This window comes from Nonomuraea sp. NPDC049625 (assembly GCF_040675285.1).
In the GTDB taxonomy this organism is placed as follows: Bacteria; Actinomycetota; Actinomycetes; order Streptosporangiales; family Streptosporangiaceae; genus Nonomuraea; species Nonomuraea angiospora_A.
This window is the reverse complement of the sequence record NZ_JBFAOQ010000034.1, coordinates 1-13,139: the sequence shown is the minus strand read 5'-3', so window position 1 is coordinate 13,139 and position 13,139 is coordinate 1. Positions and strand designations below refer to the sequence as shown.

Below are 13,139 nucleotides of genomic sequence, written 5' to 3'. Positions count from 1 at the left end.
TATCGCTTACCCGATCAAGATCTCCTGACATATCGACTCTCGGGTGACCTCGTCCTGCCCTGGTGGGGGCACCTGCATGCTCGAGCCCGCTACCGGTGGGCAGGTCCTCTCCAGTGCGCACGACCCTGCCAGATGGGCCCCGTGTGGGATATCGCCGAGGTAGTCTCTCTGTCATCCGGATGAAATATGGAGTTAAACGGCGCGCTCCTCGCAGTTGGGAACCGTTCCCATCTTAAGACCCTATGTTGACATGCGATTCGCGTGCAATCTACGTTGAGTAGAAGGTCTTCGGGTGCGGCGGTATCGCCGCCATGATTCATTCATTTCCCCGACAATTGTATTTGTGGTTCGGCTGATGAAGTCATGCCGTCCCGCGTTCCCTCAACACAGGTGCCCCCACCGCCTATCGCGCCCCCACGCGAGAGGAGTCGAAGTGCGCCCATTCCGAAGAATGCTGAGCCTGGCCCTGGCGGGCTCGCTGGCACTGGCCTGTGGTGCGTGCACCAGCGGCGCTCAAGGTGCGGGCGACCCCGGTGCGGCGAAATACCAGCCGATCGCCGACGACGTGTCCGGCCGCACGCGGGTGCCGGCCGTGAAGTTACTGACCAAGACCTCGGCCGAGGATCCGCGGCGCTACGAGCAGGCCCGCCTGATCGTAGAAGCATGGCAGCAGGCGGGCATCCCGGCCGAGTTGCTCGCCGTCCGCGGCGCGGAGGTGACCCGCCGGGCCTTCACCAGCAAGGACTTCGACGCCTACCTCGTCGTCTACGACCCCACTCCCGACCGGCTCGACCCGGACAACCTCCTGGCGAGGTTCACCTCGGCCAGCGGAGGGACCGCGGGCTCCAACGTCTCCGGCTACCGCAACAGCGAGTACGACGCGCTGTACAAGGCCCAGCAGCTCGCCACGAACGAGGCCGATCGCGTCGACGCGGTGAAGAAGGCCCAGGCCCTGCTGTACGAGCAGCAGCCCGTCCGGCCGTTCGCCCATGTCATCGTCGGCGGCGCGTACCGGTCGGACAGGTGGGACGGCATCCGCGGCGCCTTGGGCTACCCGGTGTTCAACATCTGGAACTCGATCAACGCCGCACCGAAGACCGACAAGCGCACGCTGGTCGTCGGCACCATCTACGAGCCGCCCACGCTGAACCCGGTCACCCTGGAGACCACCGAGGCGCAGCTGCCGCTGTCACACATCTACGACAGCCTGGTGCGGATCGGACCGGACGGCGAGCTGCGTGACTGGGCCGCGACATCGATCAAGGTCAGCGGAGACCGCGTGACCGCGACCCTGCGGCCAGGAATGCGGTTCAGTGACGGGGAGCCGGTCAGCGCGGCCGACGTGGCGTTCACCGTCAACTACCTGATCGACAAGAAGTCGCCCCTGTTCGGCCCCAAGCTCGCCGGCGTGCGGGAGGTGCGGGCCAAGGGTGAAACGGTCGAGTTCACGCTGGCCGACTCGTCGTCGAGCTTCGTGCCCACCGTGCTGGCTCAGATGCCGATCCTTCCCGAGCACATCTGGAAGGACGTGGACGACCCGGCGAAGTTCACCAACGACGCCCCGGTCGGGTCCGGGCCCTTCACCTTCGCCGGCCGCAAGCTCGGCGCGGAGATGCGATTCGCCCCGAACAAGGGGCATTTCTCGGCCCCGAAAGTCGACGGCCTCGTGATGACCGTGCTCGGCAGCTTCGATGCCGAGGTCGGCGGCCTGGCCCAGGGAGACATCGACATGCTCGGCGACATCCAGAGCGTCGCCCAGCTGGGCTCGCTGCAGGGCAAGGCCGGGATCACCGTGATCCCGGTGGAGAGCTTCGGCTGGGCCGGGCTGCACTACAACATGCGGCAGGCGCCGTTCGACGACCGGCACTTCCGGCGTGCCCTGTCCTACCTCGTCCCCGTGCAGGACATCATCGACGTGGTGCTCGACGGTCAGGGCAAGCCGGCGGGATCGGCGATCGCGCCCACGCTGACCAAGTGGTACGACCCCTCGCTCAAGCCGTTCCCCTACGACCTTCAGGCGGCGATGAACGAGCTACGCCAAGCGGGCTACGCGTTCGACCGCGCCGGCGCCCTGTACTACCCCAAGGCGGACGCCGACAAGCGGCTGCGCGACAACGACGTCGCCGGCTGAACGGCCGCTCGGCAAGGGAGCCCCCATGGCGCTGCTGCACTTCTCCATCAGGCGAATCGCGCAGATGGCGATCACCATCGTGATCATCGTCCCGCTGACCTTCCTGCTCTTCCGGGCCGTGCCGGGCGATCCCAGCGCCGCCGTGGTCGGGCCGGACCTCGACCCGTCCGTCGCCGAGACCCTGCGCGAGCGCTACGGCGTGGACCAGCCGCTCGCCGTCCAGTTCACCCGGTATCTGGGCAGCCTGCTGCAGGGGGACCTCGGCATGTCCTTCCAGTACAAGCAGCCCGTCAGCGGCATCCTGCTCGGCAAGCTGTTCAACACGGCCGTGCTGGTCGTGCCCGCCATCACGCTGGCCCTGGTGCTGGGGGCGGCGCTCGGCGCGGTCGCCGCCAGGCGGCGGGGGCCGTTCGACGCGCTGCTGCGCAACGGGGCGTTCGTCGCCAAGGCGTCGCCCGTCTTCTGGACCGCGACCCTGGGCCTGCTGCTGTTCAGCTACCGCCTCGAATGGGTGCCGTCGATCGGCATGTCCACGCCCGGCCAGGGATCCGCCGACACCGGGCCGGCCCTGTTCGCCTCGCCGGACTTCTGGTGGCACCTGCTGCTGCCGCTCACCGTCATGACCCTCTACCTCGTGCCGGAGCCACTGCTGACCATGAGAACCGCGATGGCCGACGTCATGCACGAGGACTTCATCTCGCTGGAGCGCGCGCAGGGCATGTCCGGCGCGCGGACCACGTACCTGCACGCGGCGCGCAACGCCCTGCTCCCGGTCGTCAGCCTGATGCCGGCGCTCACCGGAGTGATCATCGGAGGTCAAGTGATCATTGAGACCATCTTCTCCTGGCCGGGCATGGGACGGACCATCGTGGACGCGGTCAACACCTTCGACTACCCGATGATGCAGGGCGTCTTCCTGCTGACGGCGCTCATGGCCGTCGCCGTCAACGCCGTCATCGACGTCCTGTACGCGTATCTCGACCCACGAGTGAGGCTGGCATGATCAGCCCGTCCGTGCCGGTGCGCGGCTCCATGCGGCGGGGCAGGGTCGCCGCGGGAGCACTGCAGATGGGCCGCACGCTGTGGTCGACCCCCAGTGGCCGGGTGGCCGTGGTCATCGTCGGCGCGTTCCTGCTGATCGCCGCGCTCGCCCCGGTGATCTCCATGTACGGTCCGCTGGAGCGCGTTCGCGGCCCGCAGGGAGGTCTCGCCCGGCTGCTGCCACCCAGCGCGGCCCACCCGTTCGGGACCACCAACTTCGGCCGGGACGTCTTCAGCCAGGTGGTCTGGGGCACCCGCAGGACACTCACGATCGCCGGGATCGCGGCCCTCGCCACCGCGCTGATCGGGCTCAACGTGGGCCTGATCGCCGGCTACCTCGGCGGCAAGGTGGACGCGGTCCTCATGCGACTGGCCGACAGCGCCTACGCCATCCCGTTCCTGCCCCTCGCGCTGGTGCTCGTCGGCATCTTCGGCCGCTCCGACACCGTACTGGTCCTGGCCATCGCCGCCCTCTTCTGGCGGACCACCGCCCGGGTGGTGCGCTCCCAGGTTCTGACCTTGAAGGAGCGTTCGTTCGTCAAGGCAGCGGTGGTCAGCGGGGCCTCCCGGAGGCGTGTCCTCTACGTCCACATCGCACCGAACGTCGCCGCGCTCGCGCTCCTCTACGGGATGCTGCTGGTCGCCGAGGCCGTGCTCGCCGAGGCGAGCCTCAGCTTCCTGGGCATGGCCCCGCCGAACGCGGTCTCCTGGGGGACGATCATGTTCGATGCCTTCACCTCGCAGGAGATGCGCCGCGCCTGGTGGTGGCCCCTGTTCCCGGGCCTGGCGATCATGCTGTTCGTCTTCGCCCTCTCGCTCCTCGGCCGCGCCCACGAGTCCGTGCAACGACGTCGCCTGGAGGTCATGCCGTGAGCTCGATCCTGGACGTGCGCGGCCTGTCGGTGGAATACCCCGCCGGTCAGGGGGCCGCCCTGCGCGATCTGTCGTTCTCCATCGGCGCGGGTGAGGTGCTCGGCCTGATCGGGGAGTCAGGCTCGGGCAAGACCACCGCCGCCAAGGCGATCCTGAGGCTGCTCCCGAGGGGCACCCGGGTATCCGGACAGGTCGACTTCGACGGCACCGACCTGGCCGCCGTACCGGAGAAGCGGTTGCGCAGGCTCAGGTGGGAGCGGCTGTCCCTGGTCCCGCAGGCGGCGATGAACTGCCTGGACCCGGTCCAGCGGGTCGACCGGCAGCTCGCGGAGGTGATCCGGATCCATCGGCGGACTCCGCGCAAGCAGGCCATGGCGCTGGCGAGGGAGGCCCTGGACCGGGTCGGGATCCCGGCCGACCGGGCCGCGGCGTACCCGCACCAGTACAGCGGCGGTATGCGGCAGCGCGCCCTGATCGCCATGGCGACCCTGCTCAAACCGGACCTGCTGGTCGCCGACGAGCCGACCACCGGGCTGGACGTGATCGTGCAGGACCGGATCATGGCGCTGCTCGCCGACGCGCGGCGCGAGCTGGGCCTGTCCATGCTGCTCGTCACCCATGACCTCGGAGTGGCCGCCGAGATCTGCGACCGGGTGATCGTGCTCAAGGACGGAGTCGCCGTCGAGGCAGGATCCACCGCGGCCGTCTTCGGCACGCCGCGGCACGCCTACACCCGGCGGCTCCTGGACGAAACGGCGGCCCGCCGGAGCGAGCCCGGCCGGCAGGAGGCCGAGACCATACCTGTCGCGGTCAGCCTGGACCGGCTGCGGGTGCGCTACGCGACGGGCCGCGGCCTGGCCGCGCTGCGCGGAACCCGTCAGGTGGCCGCCGTCGACGACGTGTCGATGCTGGTACGCGAGGGCGAGATCATGGGGCTGGCCGGCGAGAGCGGCTGTGGCAAGAGCTCCCTGGTCTCGGCCCTGGTGGGCCTGGCGGGGATCTCCGGCGGCGACGTCCGGATCGGCCGGACGACGCTCGGCGCCGGAGACCCGGACTGGCGCCCGCTGCGATCACAGGTCCAGCTGGTGTTCCAGGACCCGTACCAGTCCCTGAATCCTCGCTTCACCGTGCGCCGCGAGGTCGCCGAGCCGCTCCTGGCCCAGCTGCGGCTGCCCGCGGACGAGGTGGAGCGCAGGGTGACGGCGGCCCTGGAAGCCGCCGAGCTCAGGCCCGCGGAGAGGTACGCCGGGCGCCACCCCCACGAGCTCAGCGGCGGCGAGAGGCAGCGAGTGGCGATCGCACGAGCGCTGGTGCTCCAGCCGCGCGTGCTGCTCGCCGACGAGCCGGTGTCGATGCTCGACCGGTCCACCGGCGGGGAGATCGTCCGCCTGCTGCGGCGTCTCGCCGAGGAGACGCGGGTCGCGGTCATCCTGGTCTCCCACGACCTGTCCGTGCTCCGGCAGGTCTGCGACCGCATCGGGATCATGTATCTGGGACGGCTCGTCGAGACCGGGCCGGCTCACGAGGTGCTGGAACATCCCCGGCACCCCTACACCCGAGCCCTGCTCGACGCCGTCCCTTCCCCCGACCCGTCGGCGCGCCGCGCGAGGGTCCTGCTGCCGGGCGAGCCGCCGTCCGCGCTCGACCGCCCTCGCGGATGCGCCTTCCACGAACGCTGTCACCTGGCCCGGGAACGCTGCCACCACGACCTGCCCGCCCTGTCGCCAGGCACGCACGCGGCCGCGTGCTGGTTCCCGGCGAACAGATCATTGCCCGTTTCCCCCGCCTAGTCACGAGGAGGACGACATGCCCACCGTACTCAGCTCAGAAGACGTGGTGCCGCACGACACCGACGCCAGGAGGATCTGGCGGCTGCTGACCCCCGAAACCTGCGGCGCGCACCTCGGCGCCGTCGCCGGTCTCGTCGCCTACAAGTACCGCGCGCCGGTCGACGAGCCCTCGGCCGACCTGCTCGGGGAGGGGCACGCGCGCGCCGAGTTCTACTACGTCGCGCAGGGCACCGGCGTGGTCCGTACGCCGACCGAACGGCTGGAGGTCGCCGCCGGTCAGGCCTTCGTCATCGAGGCCGGGATCCCGCACACCATCTGGTCCGACCGACCGGAGGAGCCGGTGCTCACCTTCTACGTGTCGCTCAAATGACGGCCGTCGCGTCCGCGGCGATCGCCCAGCGTTCGATGGGCGATCCCGCGATCGAGTACCCCCTGTGGCCGCCGCTGACGTCCGGCTGCCCCAAGACCAGCACCAAAGCCGTGAGCTTCCCGGTCGAGGTGACCTACGACTACGAGGCCGTCCCGCTTGACCTGTTCCAGCGGGAACGGCCGTCCGCGGGCCCGCACGGCTGGGCGCCCTTGCTGCCGCCGCTCGATGACCGGTTGGACCTCGGCATCGGTGACACCCCGTTGCTGTCGGTTCCCTCGATCGACCGGTTCACGGGCGCCGGCACCCTGTTGAAGGACGAGAGCCGCAACCTGACCTGGAGCCACAAGGACCGGCTCAACCTCTGCACGATCAGCGCCGCCGCCCTGACCGGAGCACCCGGAGTGGTCGTGGCCTCCTCGGGCAACCACGGCGCTTCGGCCGCCGCGCTATCGGCTCGCCTCGGCCTGCCGTGCGTGGTCATCACCTCCACAGGCATGCCCCCGGCGATCGGCTCGTTCCTCGCCGCGTACGGGGCCGCGGTGATCGTCGTCGAACGCGAGGCACGCTGGCAGGTGCTCCGAGCCATCGTCAGCAGGCTCCACTACCACCCCGTGAGCAACCTGACGACGACGCACACCGGGCACCCGTTCGGCGTGGAGGGCTACAAGACCATCGCCTACGAGCTGTTCCTCCAGCTCGACCGCACCGCGCCCGAGGCGGTGTTCGTGCCGACCGGGTACGGTGAGCTGCTGTACGGCGTCCACAAGGGCTTCGCCGAGCTTCGCGAACTCGGCCTCACCTCAAGGCTGCCACGGATGTACGCGTGCGAGCCCGCCGCGCGAGCCCCCTTGGCGAGGGCGCTCGACCTGGGACTGCCCGCCACCACAGTCGCCAGCGCCGACACCTCCGCCTACGCCATCGGCACCACGGTCAGCGGTTACCGCTCGACGGTCGCGGTGCGGGACAGCGGCGGCCAGGCGATCCGGGTCACGGACGAGGAGATGGCGGTGGCGCAGCGGGAGCTGGCCCGCGCGGGGATGTGGCAGGAACTGTCCGCGTCCGCCGGCGTCGCCGGACTGCGCCAGATGATCGCGTCCGGTGCCCGGTTTGATGGGCCAATCGTCTGTTTGTGTACTTCGAGCGGATTCAAGGACAAGAACGTCGGGCAAGGGACGTGGCAGGCGGGGGACGCCGATTGGACCTCGATACGGCGTGAGCTGCATCGGCAGGGGCTGCCTGTGTAGCCACCCCGGTAAGGAAGGAAGCTCAACCCATGGAACCCCCCAACGGGATCGGCAGTATCCGAGCGCTCGGATACCGGCTGACCTTCCAGCGCGAGCAGATCTACTACGCGCTGGAACGCCTCGGCCACGCCACTCCCGACCAGGTCTCGCAGGTCCTGCCCGACGCCGCCGGAGTGAGCCTGTCCACCGTCTACCGAGTGCTCGATCTGCTGGAGAAGATCGGGCTCGTCCACCACACGCACGTCGGGCACAACGCCACCTACCACATAGGCGGCTATGACGATCATGTGCATCTCGTGTGCCGAGACTGCGCCGTCATCTACGAGGCCGACCCGCACCTGCTGGACTCCGCGTTCGCGGCGATGCTCAGAGATTGTCAGTTCGCCGCCGACGTGCGCCAGCTGGTCATCTACGGACGGTGCAAGTCATGCGCACCGGACGAGCGCGGCGCGGGCGGTTAGTTCTGGGGAGTACGGGCAGGGCGGCGCCACCAGCCGGCGCCGCCCTGCCCGATCGCGCTGATCGGGCGCCGGTACTGGGAGGTGAGGCCGCCTCCCGCCCTTGTCGTGAGCCGCTGGGGCAGTCCGTATTCGGGTGCCTGCTTGGTCCAGCACCCGAGAACGGGCGGCCACCAACCCCACCGACGTACGTCCCGGCCCGTCGGCAGGGCAATCGAACAGCTCGCGACGCAGCCAGGTTTCTACGCGCTGACCTGGGAAACTAACGTCGAGTGCGATGCTTACCTTGACCGCCTCACGATAGGCTCGATGGTTTCGATGCGACTGGCTGCAGGCACAGCCCCAGCCCAAGTTGCCACGCCGAGCAATGAGCAGCCCGTAGAGCCTGATCAATCGCGCTGATCGCAGGGCCAATCTCGAGGGGATTCACCTCGGCAATCGATTCGTACGAGCGGGCGACACGTCGGCGGCTGTCAGGTCGGCGGTTGAGAACGCAGGGCGATCTCTAGGCGCAACGGTGTCGTCGAGGGGCCCAACAGAGACGATCCAGAACACATCCGCAGTTTCGTGGTGGTTTGAGGCATGGATGGAGGTGGTGTCATGGGCGTTGATACGGAGAGCGCACGTCCATCCATGCTCGTTCTGGCTCGTGAGTCGCGGGCCATGACGCAGGCGGACGTTGCCGAAGCTATGACGAAGGCTCTTGATGGCGAGGGAGTGGTAAGCCAGGGTTACGTGAGTAAGGCGGAGTCAGGCCGCCTGGCAGTGTTCGGCGACCGGCTCGCGCTCTACGCGCAAGCTCTCCGCTACACGCCCCACCTCCTCTGCTTCGACGGTGATGCCGAGGGTGCGGGTGTCGGACTCATTCACCACCGCAAGAAGGCCTCGCTCGCCACGACCTCGCTGCGGACCGTTCATGCTCAACTCAATCTGGTTCGGCTGCAACTCCGTAATCTTCTGCAGGCAGTAGAGGTACGTCCTGCCGTCCTGTTCGAGCGCATCGAGGTGGATGACCGCGAGACCGCCGAAGATGCGGCGCAGACGCTCCGCGCCAGGTGGGATCTTCCTCCCGGCCCGATCGAATCCGTTGTCGGCGCCATCGAGTCAGCCGGAGGTCTGGTTATTCGGCGTCCACTGGCAGGGCGTGAGCTCGACGCGGTAAGTCAGTGGCCTGAGGGAGAAAATCCGATCTTCATCGTCAACGCCCTTGCACCTGCCGACCGTCAGCGTTTTACGCTCAGTCACGAACTCGGACATGTGGCAATGCACGTCGTTCCGAACGGCCTCCAAGAGCAGCAGGCGGACCAATTCGCCGCAGAGTTCTTGCTGCCCGCCCGTGACATCGAATCCGACCTCAGGACTCATATCGATCTTGATCGCCTCTACGAGCTGAAGAAAGTTTGGCGGGTGTCGATGGCGACACTCCTCCGACGCGCCCAGACCCTGGGGGCAGTAAGTGGCTGGCGTCACCGCCAGCTGACCATCGAGCTGTCCACACTCGGATACCGCACGGCGGAACCCCAGACTTTTCCGCCGGAGAAACCGGCCCTGATCCCGGCCTTGATTCGGCATCTGCAGCAGGAGCGGCAGCTGGCAGTGGCAGACCTTGCGTGTCTTGCCGGACTGCATGAGGACGAGTTCATCGACTTCTTCCTCGCGGAGGCCGGCACTCCCTAGACCAGCAGTCCGGGCGTGATCGTCGTTCTGGCCAGTCCTTCGAGCGGGGGATGCGCGGTCACATCGGCACCACCGACTTCATGACAGAGCAGATGGCGGCTTCCTCAAAACCAGTGCGCAGATGTAGCGCACCTTGAGCAGCTGACCATGTCCCGTGACAACGAACAGCACGGTTTCGCCAGTGGGGAAGCTTTCCATGTCGGAGGCATATTCGACGTAGGAACTACGCAGCACATAGCCGGGCGCACCGCCGCCGGCCGCCACTCTCTGACGCTCTTCCAGGACGAAGTCGGAAGCGTCGCGGATGGACTTGAGGTACTCCTCCAGCGAGGCCGCGCCGGGAACGCCGCATCGACGGGATCGTCGATCTCGATACTGCCGAACACGCTCGGGCGCCCTGCCGACGGGGTCAGCCACGAGCGACTCTCGGTGGTCGCCGTCGGCGAGGTGACGAGTGCGTTCACCGGTTTGCTCCTGCACCCCTCGCAGCAGTCGCTGGAAACCGGCTCATCCGCAGCCCAGTGAACGTCCCACCCACAAAAGGTCAGCCCGTAACGCCCCACCCATACGCGGAAGATGCCTGCTCAACTACTTTTTGCGACACGCCTTAAAGCACGAACCTGGCCACCACGCCAGGTGACCAGGTCGACATGCTGGGACCCGCGGGAGTGAAACCCGTGCCAATCCAATCCTCGCTCAACGGCGACGACGGCGGATGGAACGGCGGCTGCTGCCACCGCCGTCCCTCCTCCTCGGCCTCAGCCGCGGCCCTGGCCAAGGAGGTTCTATGGCCACGGGCAAGATCCTCGCAGCGGACATGTAGTACGGGAAGATCATGGATTCGCTCCTTTCGGGAAATCAACGGAGCGGTTGAGGGGCTGGAGCGCACATCCCCAACTATCTAGACCCACCTCTCATACAGCCACGTTACCCCGCTCATCATTCCCTGACTCAGGTGCGCCCGGCATGCGGGTCTGGGCCCGAGACAAGCCCACAGGCGTGGACATGTCGCGCCGTCATGCGCTGCAAGCCCGAAGACATGCTGAAGGTAGAGATTCTGGAGATCGTTCCCCTCGGTCAACGGATCGCGGGAGCAATGCAGCTCCGACGGGAGCGAGCCGCGAAGCGCAGCCAAGACGACTTTTAGCGCGTGACCGGGACCATGGGGATTGCTTCCCTTGACGCTTTCCGTGCCCGCGTTCAGGCTTCCGCTGTGTGTGCCACGGTCCGGCACACCAGGCGGCTGGGAGGGCTCATGCGGCTACACTTCCTTGTGATCGACCCCCAAACCGACGGCGGCCACTGCCCGGCCATGCAGCTGGACGAGGAAACCGGTGATCTGGCTTTTGTCGGGGAGACGATCACCGACCCTGACGACCTTGCGCAACTGCAAGCAAGCAGTGGGATCTCTTCAGGGGAGTCAGGGGTTCGCATTCCGCGTCGCATGAGAAGACTCGTCCTGGAGAAGCTCCTCGAACTCGAAGCAGAAGATCCCACCGTTCCCTGAGCTGCTCACGGCCACCACTCGCAGCGCCATCCACCTGGAGATGCGCGATACGCACTGGCCTGACAACCCCAACTTCCTGGCGCTCCCGCGGCGTCGGCATCCGCCTCATCGCGGACGATCCGGACCGTCCGATGCCGGTCGACCTGCTGGCCCGTTCACACGGTCACAGGCCGATGTTGGACTTGGCGCCCATATAGGAGCCTGCGCCGGGCCATCCGGCCCGTGCCAGCTCGACGAAACGCGAGGAGAAACCGGTCGCCGGCAGGTCGGCCAGCGGCACGAACCGCACGCCGCGGATCGGCGTGGTGTCGGCGCCCTCGGCGCCCTCGGCGACCGCGCCGACTCTGCCGCCGGTCCGGGTGGCCTCGAACGTCAGGTGCACGACGTGGGTTCCGCCACCGGGCAGGTGGTCGCACACGTACAGCAGCCGGCCGACCTGAACCTGGATGCCGGTCTCCTCGCGCATCGCCCGGGCGAGGGCGTCGGCGAGGCTCTCACCCTCCTCGACCTTCCCGCCGGGCAGCGACCACGAGCGGCCGGTGTCGGTGTCCTGGTCAAGGAGCAAGATCCGATCGTCTTCGACGACGACGCCGGTGACCCTCACTTTCACCACCCGGGCACGCTATCCCACGAGGTCGTGTCACGTGCCGAGATCAGCCTGGTGGTGGTGGCCGGAGGGTTGGGCACACGGGCGCATGACCAAAATCGAGATCCAGAGGCCGATGAGAGCCGAGAAACCCCAGGTCGAACGCGGTATTGAAGAGTAGGGCGGGTGGGACTTGAACCCACGACCCACGGATTATGAGAATCCTCGGTTGATGTCGCTCAGTGTCATGAAGTGCTGTTCTGTATTGTCGTGGCTGGATTATCCCCGTCGTCGTGTCGGTCTGTGCCGACGCGTGCCGTGCTGTATCGCGTACACGCGAGCAACCACCGAGCAATCATGCGTTCTTGACCATCGGCGCAATGTGCCATTTGCCCCCGTCTCGGCGCGGCTGTCTGGGGCCAGGCTTGCGTGGTGAACTCGAACTTTACGGCGGATCGAACGTGTGCGAGCAACCACCGAGCAGCCATCGCCTGGTCATTTGCGTCCACAGGCAGGATGGCTCGCAGCGGACCTCGGATGCGATGCATGGTCTGCCTGACGTGCATGGACGTGATTTTCGGCAGGCGCAGAGTGCCTCGACCGACTGCTGGTCTTTGGCGAACGGCACCTGCGCGCTGTCCTGGCTGAGTATGAGCGGCATTATAACGATCATCGCCCTCATCAGGCCTTGGACCAGAAGCCGCCGATGAATGAAGTCGGCCCGGTGATCGACCTGACTGCTCCGATTCAGCGCCGACAGGCTGTCGGAGGGTTGATAAACGAGTACCGGAGAGCAGCCTAGGGATCTTGTGAAACACCAGGTGGGAGCCAGTGTGCGAGTTTTGGCACGGCATAGGCGCTCTCGCATCTGATACCCCGCCATCGCTGGGCGAAGATCTTCTCAGTCACTCTGGCCACGCTGCTGGCCTGGCACCGCAAGCTCGTGGCGAGGAAGTGGGACTACAGTCGGCGTCGCTGCCCCGGCCGGCCTCCGACTGCAACGGCGGTAAGGCCTTGTTCTGCGTATGGCCGCCGACTGGCCGCCGACAATCCCGCCTGGAGCCACCGACGTATCCACGACGAGTTGACCCGCCTCGGTCACACGGTCGCTGCTTCCAGTGTGTGGAACATTCTGAACCAGGCCGGGATCGACCCCGCCCCGCGCCGTAGCGGGTCAACCTGGAAGCAGTTCCTGACCGCCCAGGCCGAGCACATCGTCGCCGTCGACTTCCTGCATGTGGACACCATCAACCTCAAACGCCTGTATGCCCTGGTCATGATCGAGCACGGCAGTCGCCGCGCCCACCTGCTCGGCGTCACCGCTCATCCCACAGGCCAGTGGACCACTCAGTCCGCCCGCAACTTCCGAGCAATAGTCAAGACCTGTGGATCGTGAGTTCCTAGGCGGCTGTGGGGACGGGCGAGTCTGCGGGACGTTCGACGAGCTTGCCGTCGATGAAGG

Annotated in this window: 12 protein-coding genes and 1 pseudogene; 11 read left to right on the top strand and 2 right to left on the bottom strand. The window is 67.3% G+C overall.

The window, feature by feature from the left end:
- Positions 1 to 433: 433 nt before the first annotated feature.
- The 8 genes from AB0J87_RS61555 (at position 434) to AB0J87_RS61520 (ending at position 9,584) form a co-directional block, all read left to right on the top strand.
- Positions 434 to 2,131 (top strand): ABC transporter substrate-binding protein, encoded by a 1,698-nt coding sequence (locus AB0J87_RS61555; protein ID WP_363984917.1) that lies wholly within the window; start codon positions 434 to 436, stop codon positions 2,129 to 2,131.
- A gap of 25 nt (positions 2,132 to 2,156) precedes the next feature.
- Entirely contained in the window at positions 2,157 to 3,134 is a 978-nt protein-coding gene (locus tag AB0J87_RS61550) for an ABC transporter permease (protein ID WP_363984915.1), read from the top strand.
- Positions 3,131 to 4,045, top strand: coding sequence for an ABC transporter permease (locus AB0J87_RS61545; RefSeq protein WP_363984914.1), 915 nt, complete (start codon positions 3,131 to 3,133; stop codon positions 4,043 to 4,045). The genes AB0J87_RS61550 and AB0J87_RS61545 overlap by 4 nt, the downstream gene beginning before the upstream one ends.
- Positions 4,042 to 5,835: an ABC transporter ATP-binding protein gene (locus tag AB0J87_RS61540; protein ID WP_363984912.1), complete on the top strand. Its 1,794-nt coding sequence runs from the start codon at positions 4,042 to 4,044 to the stop codon at positions 5,833 to 5,835. The genes AB0J87_RS61545 and AB0J87_RS61540 overlap by 4 nt, the downstream gene beginning before the upstream one ends.
- A 16-nt stretch (positions 5,836 to 5,851) precedes the next feature.
- Positions 5,852 to 6,205 carry a cupin domain-containing protein gene (locus tag AB0J87_RS61535; RefSeq protein ID WP_363984910.1) on the top strand — a complete coding sequence of 118 codons (354 nt, stop codon included), beginning with the start codon at positions 5,852 to 5,854 and terminating at the stop codon, positions 6,203 to 6,205.
- Positions 6,202 to 7,449 (top strand): pyridoxal-phosphate dependent enzyme, encoded by a 1,248-nt coding sequence (locus AB0J87_RS61530; RefSeq protein WP_363984908.1) that lies wholly within the window; start codon positions 6,202 to 6,204, stop codon positions 7,447 to 7,449. Before AB0J87_RS61535 ends, AB0J87_RS61530 begins: the two co-directional genes overlap by 4 nt.
- 29 nt (positions 7,450 to 7,478) lie before the next feature.
- The gene (locus AB0J87_RS61525) at positions 7,479 to 7,910 is read left to right on the top strand and encodes a transcriptional repressor (protein ID WP_363984906.1); all 432 of its coding nucleotides are present in this window, start codon (positions 7,479 to 7,481) and stop codon (positions 7,908 to 7,910) included.
- A gap of 597 nt (positions 7,911 to 8,507) precedes the next feature.
- Positions 8,508 to 9,584: an XRE family transcriptional regulator gene (locus AB0J87_RS61520; RefSeq protein ID WP_363984904.1), complete on the top strand. Its 1,077-nt coding sequence runs from the start codon at positions 8,508 to 8,510 to the stop codon at positions 9,582 to 9,584.
- Positions 9,585 to 9,662: 78 nt separating this feature from the next.
- Here AB0J87_RS61520 and AB0J87_RS61515 read toward each other — a convergent pair whose 3' ends face one another.
- A complete protein-coding gene (locus AB0J87_RS61515; protein ID WP_363984902.1) occupies positions 9,663 to 10,001 on the bottom strand; it encodes a hypothetical protein in 339 nt (112 codons plus the stop codon).
- 838 nt (positions 10,002 to 10,839) lie between these two features.
- Between AB0J87_RS61515 and AB0J87_RS61510 the strand changes: the two genes are divergently transcribed.
- Complete coding sequence (locus tag AB0J87_RS61510) at positions 10,840 to 11,091, top strand: hypothetical protein (RefSeq protein ID WP_363984900.1); 252 nt, start codon at positions 10,840 to 10,842, stop codon at positions 11,089 to 11,091.
- Positions 11,092 to 11,254: 163 nt separating this feature from the next.
- Here the strand turns inward: AB0J87_RS61510 and AB0J87_RS61505 are convergent, their stop codons facing one another.
- The gene (locus AB0J87_RS61505; protein WP_363984898.1) at positions 11,255 to 11,704 is read right to left on the bottom strand and encodes an NUDIX hydrolase; all 450 of its coding nucleotides are present in this window, start codon (positions 11,702 to 11,704) and stop codon (positions 11,255 to 11,257) included.
- Between the two features lie 574 nt (positions 11,705 to 12,278).
- On the opposite strand from AB0J87_RS61505, the pseudogene AB0J87_RS61500 reads away from it, so the two are divergent.
- Both AB0J87_RS61500 and AB0J87_RS61495 read left to right on the top strand, forming a co-directional pair.
- Positions 12,279 to 12,479, top strand: a pseudogene (locus AB0J87_RS61500) (integrase core domain-containing protein); the annotation flags it as partial.
- Positions 12,480 to 12,797: 318 nt separating this feature from the next.
- On the top strand, positions 12,798 to 13,073 hold the full coding sequence (locus AB0J87_RS61495; RefSeq protein WP_363984896.1) for a hypothetical protein: 276 nt from the start codon (positions 12,798 to 12,800) through the stop codon (positions 13,071 to 13,073).
- The last annotated feature ends 66 nt before the right edge of the window (positions 13,074 to 13,139 follow it).

Bases quoted from the DNA above. Each gene is read 5' to 3' on its own strand.
- AB0J87_RS61530 (WP_363984908.1), top strand. From the start codon at position 6,202: ATGACGGCCGTCGCGTCCGCGGCGATCGCCCAGCGTTCGATGGGCGAT.
- AB0J87_RS61545 (WP_363984914.1), top strand. From the start codon at position 3,131: ATGATCAGCCCGTCCGTGCCGGTGCGCGGCTCCATGCGGCGGGGCAGG.
- AB0J87_RS61510 (WP_363984900.1), top strand. From the start codon at position 10,840: ATGCGGCTACACTTCCTTGTGATCGACCCCCAAACCGACGGCGGCCAC.
- AB0J87_RS61525 (WP_363984906.1), top strand. From the start codon at position 7,479: ATGGAACCCCCCAACGGGATCGGCAGTATCCGAGCGCTCGGATACCGG.
- AB0J87_RS61550 (WP_363984915.1), top strand. From the start codon at position 2,157: ATGGCGCTGCTGCACTTCTCCATCAGGCGAATCGCGCAGATGGCGATC.
- AB0J87_RS61520 (WP_363984904.1), top strand. From the start codon at position 8,508: ATGGGCGTTGATACGGAGAGCGCACGTCCATCCATGCTCGTTCTGGCT.
- AB0J87_RS61535 (WP_363984910.1), top strand. From the start codon at position 5,852: ATGCCCACCGTACTCAGCTCAGAAGACGTGGTGCCGCACGACACCGAC.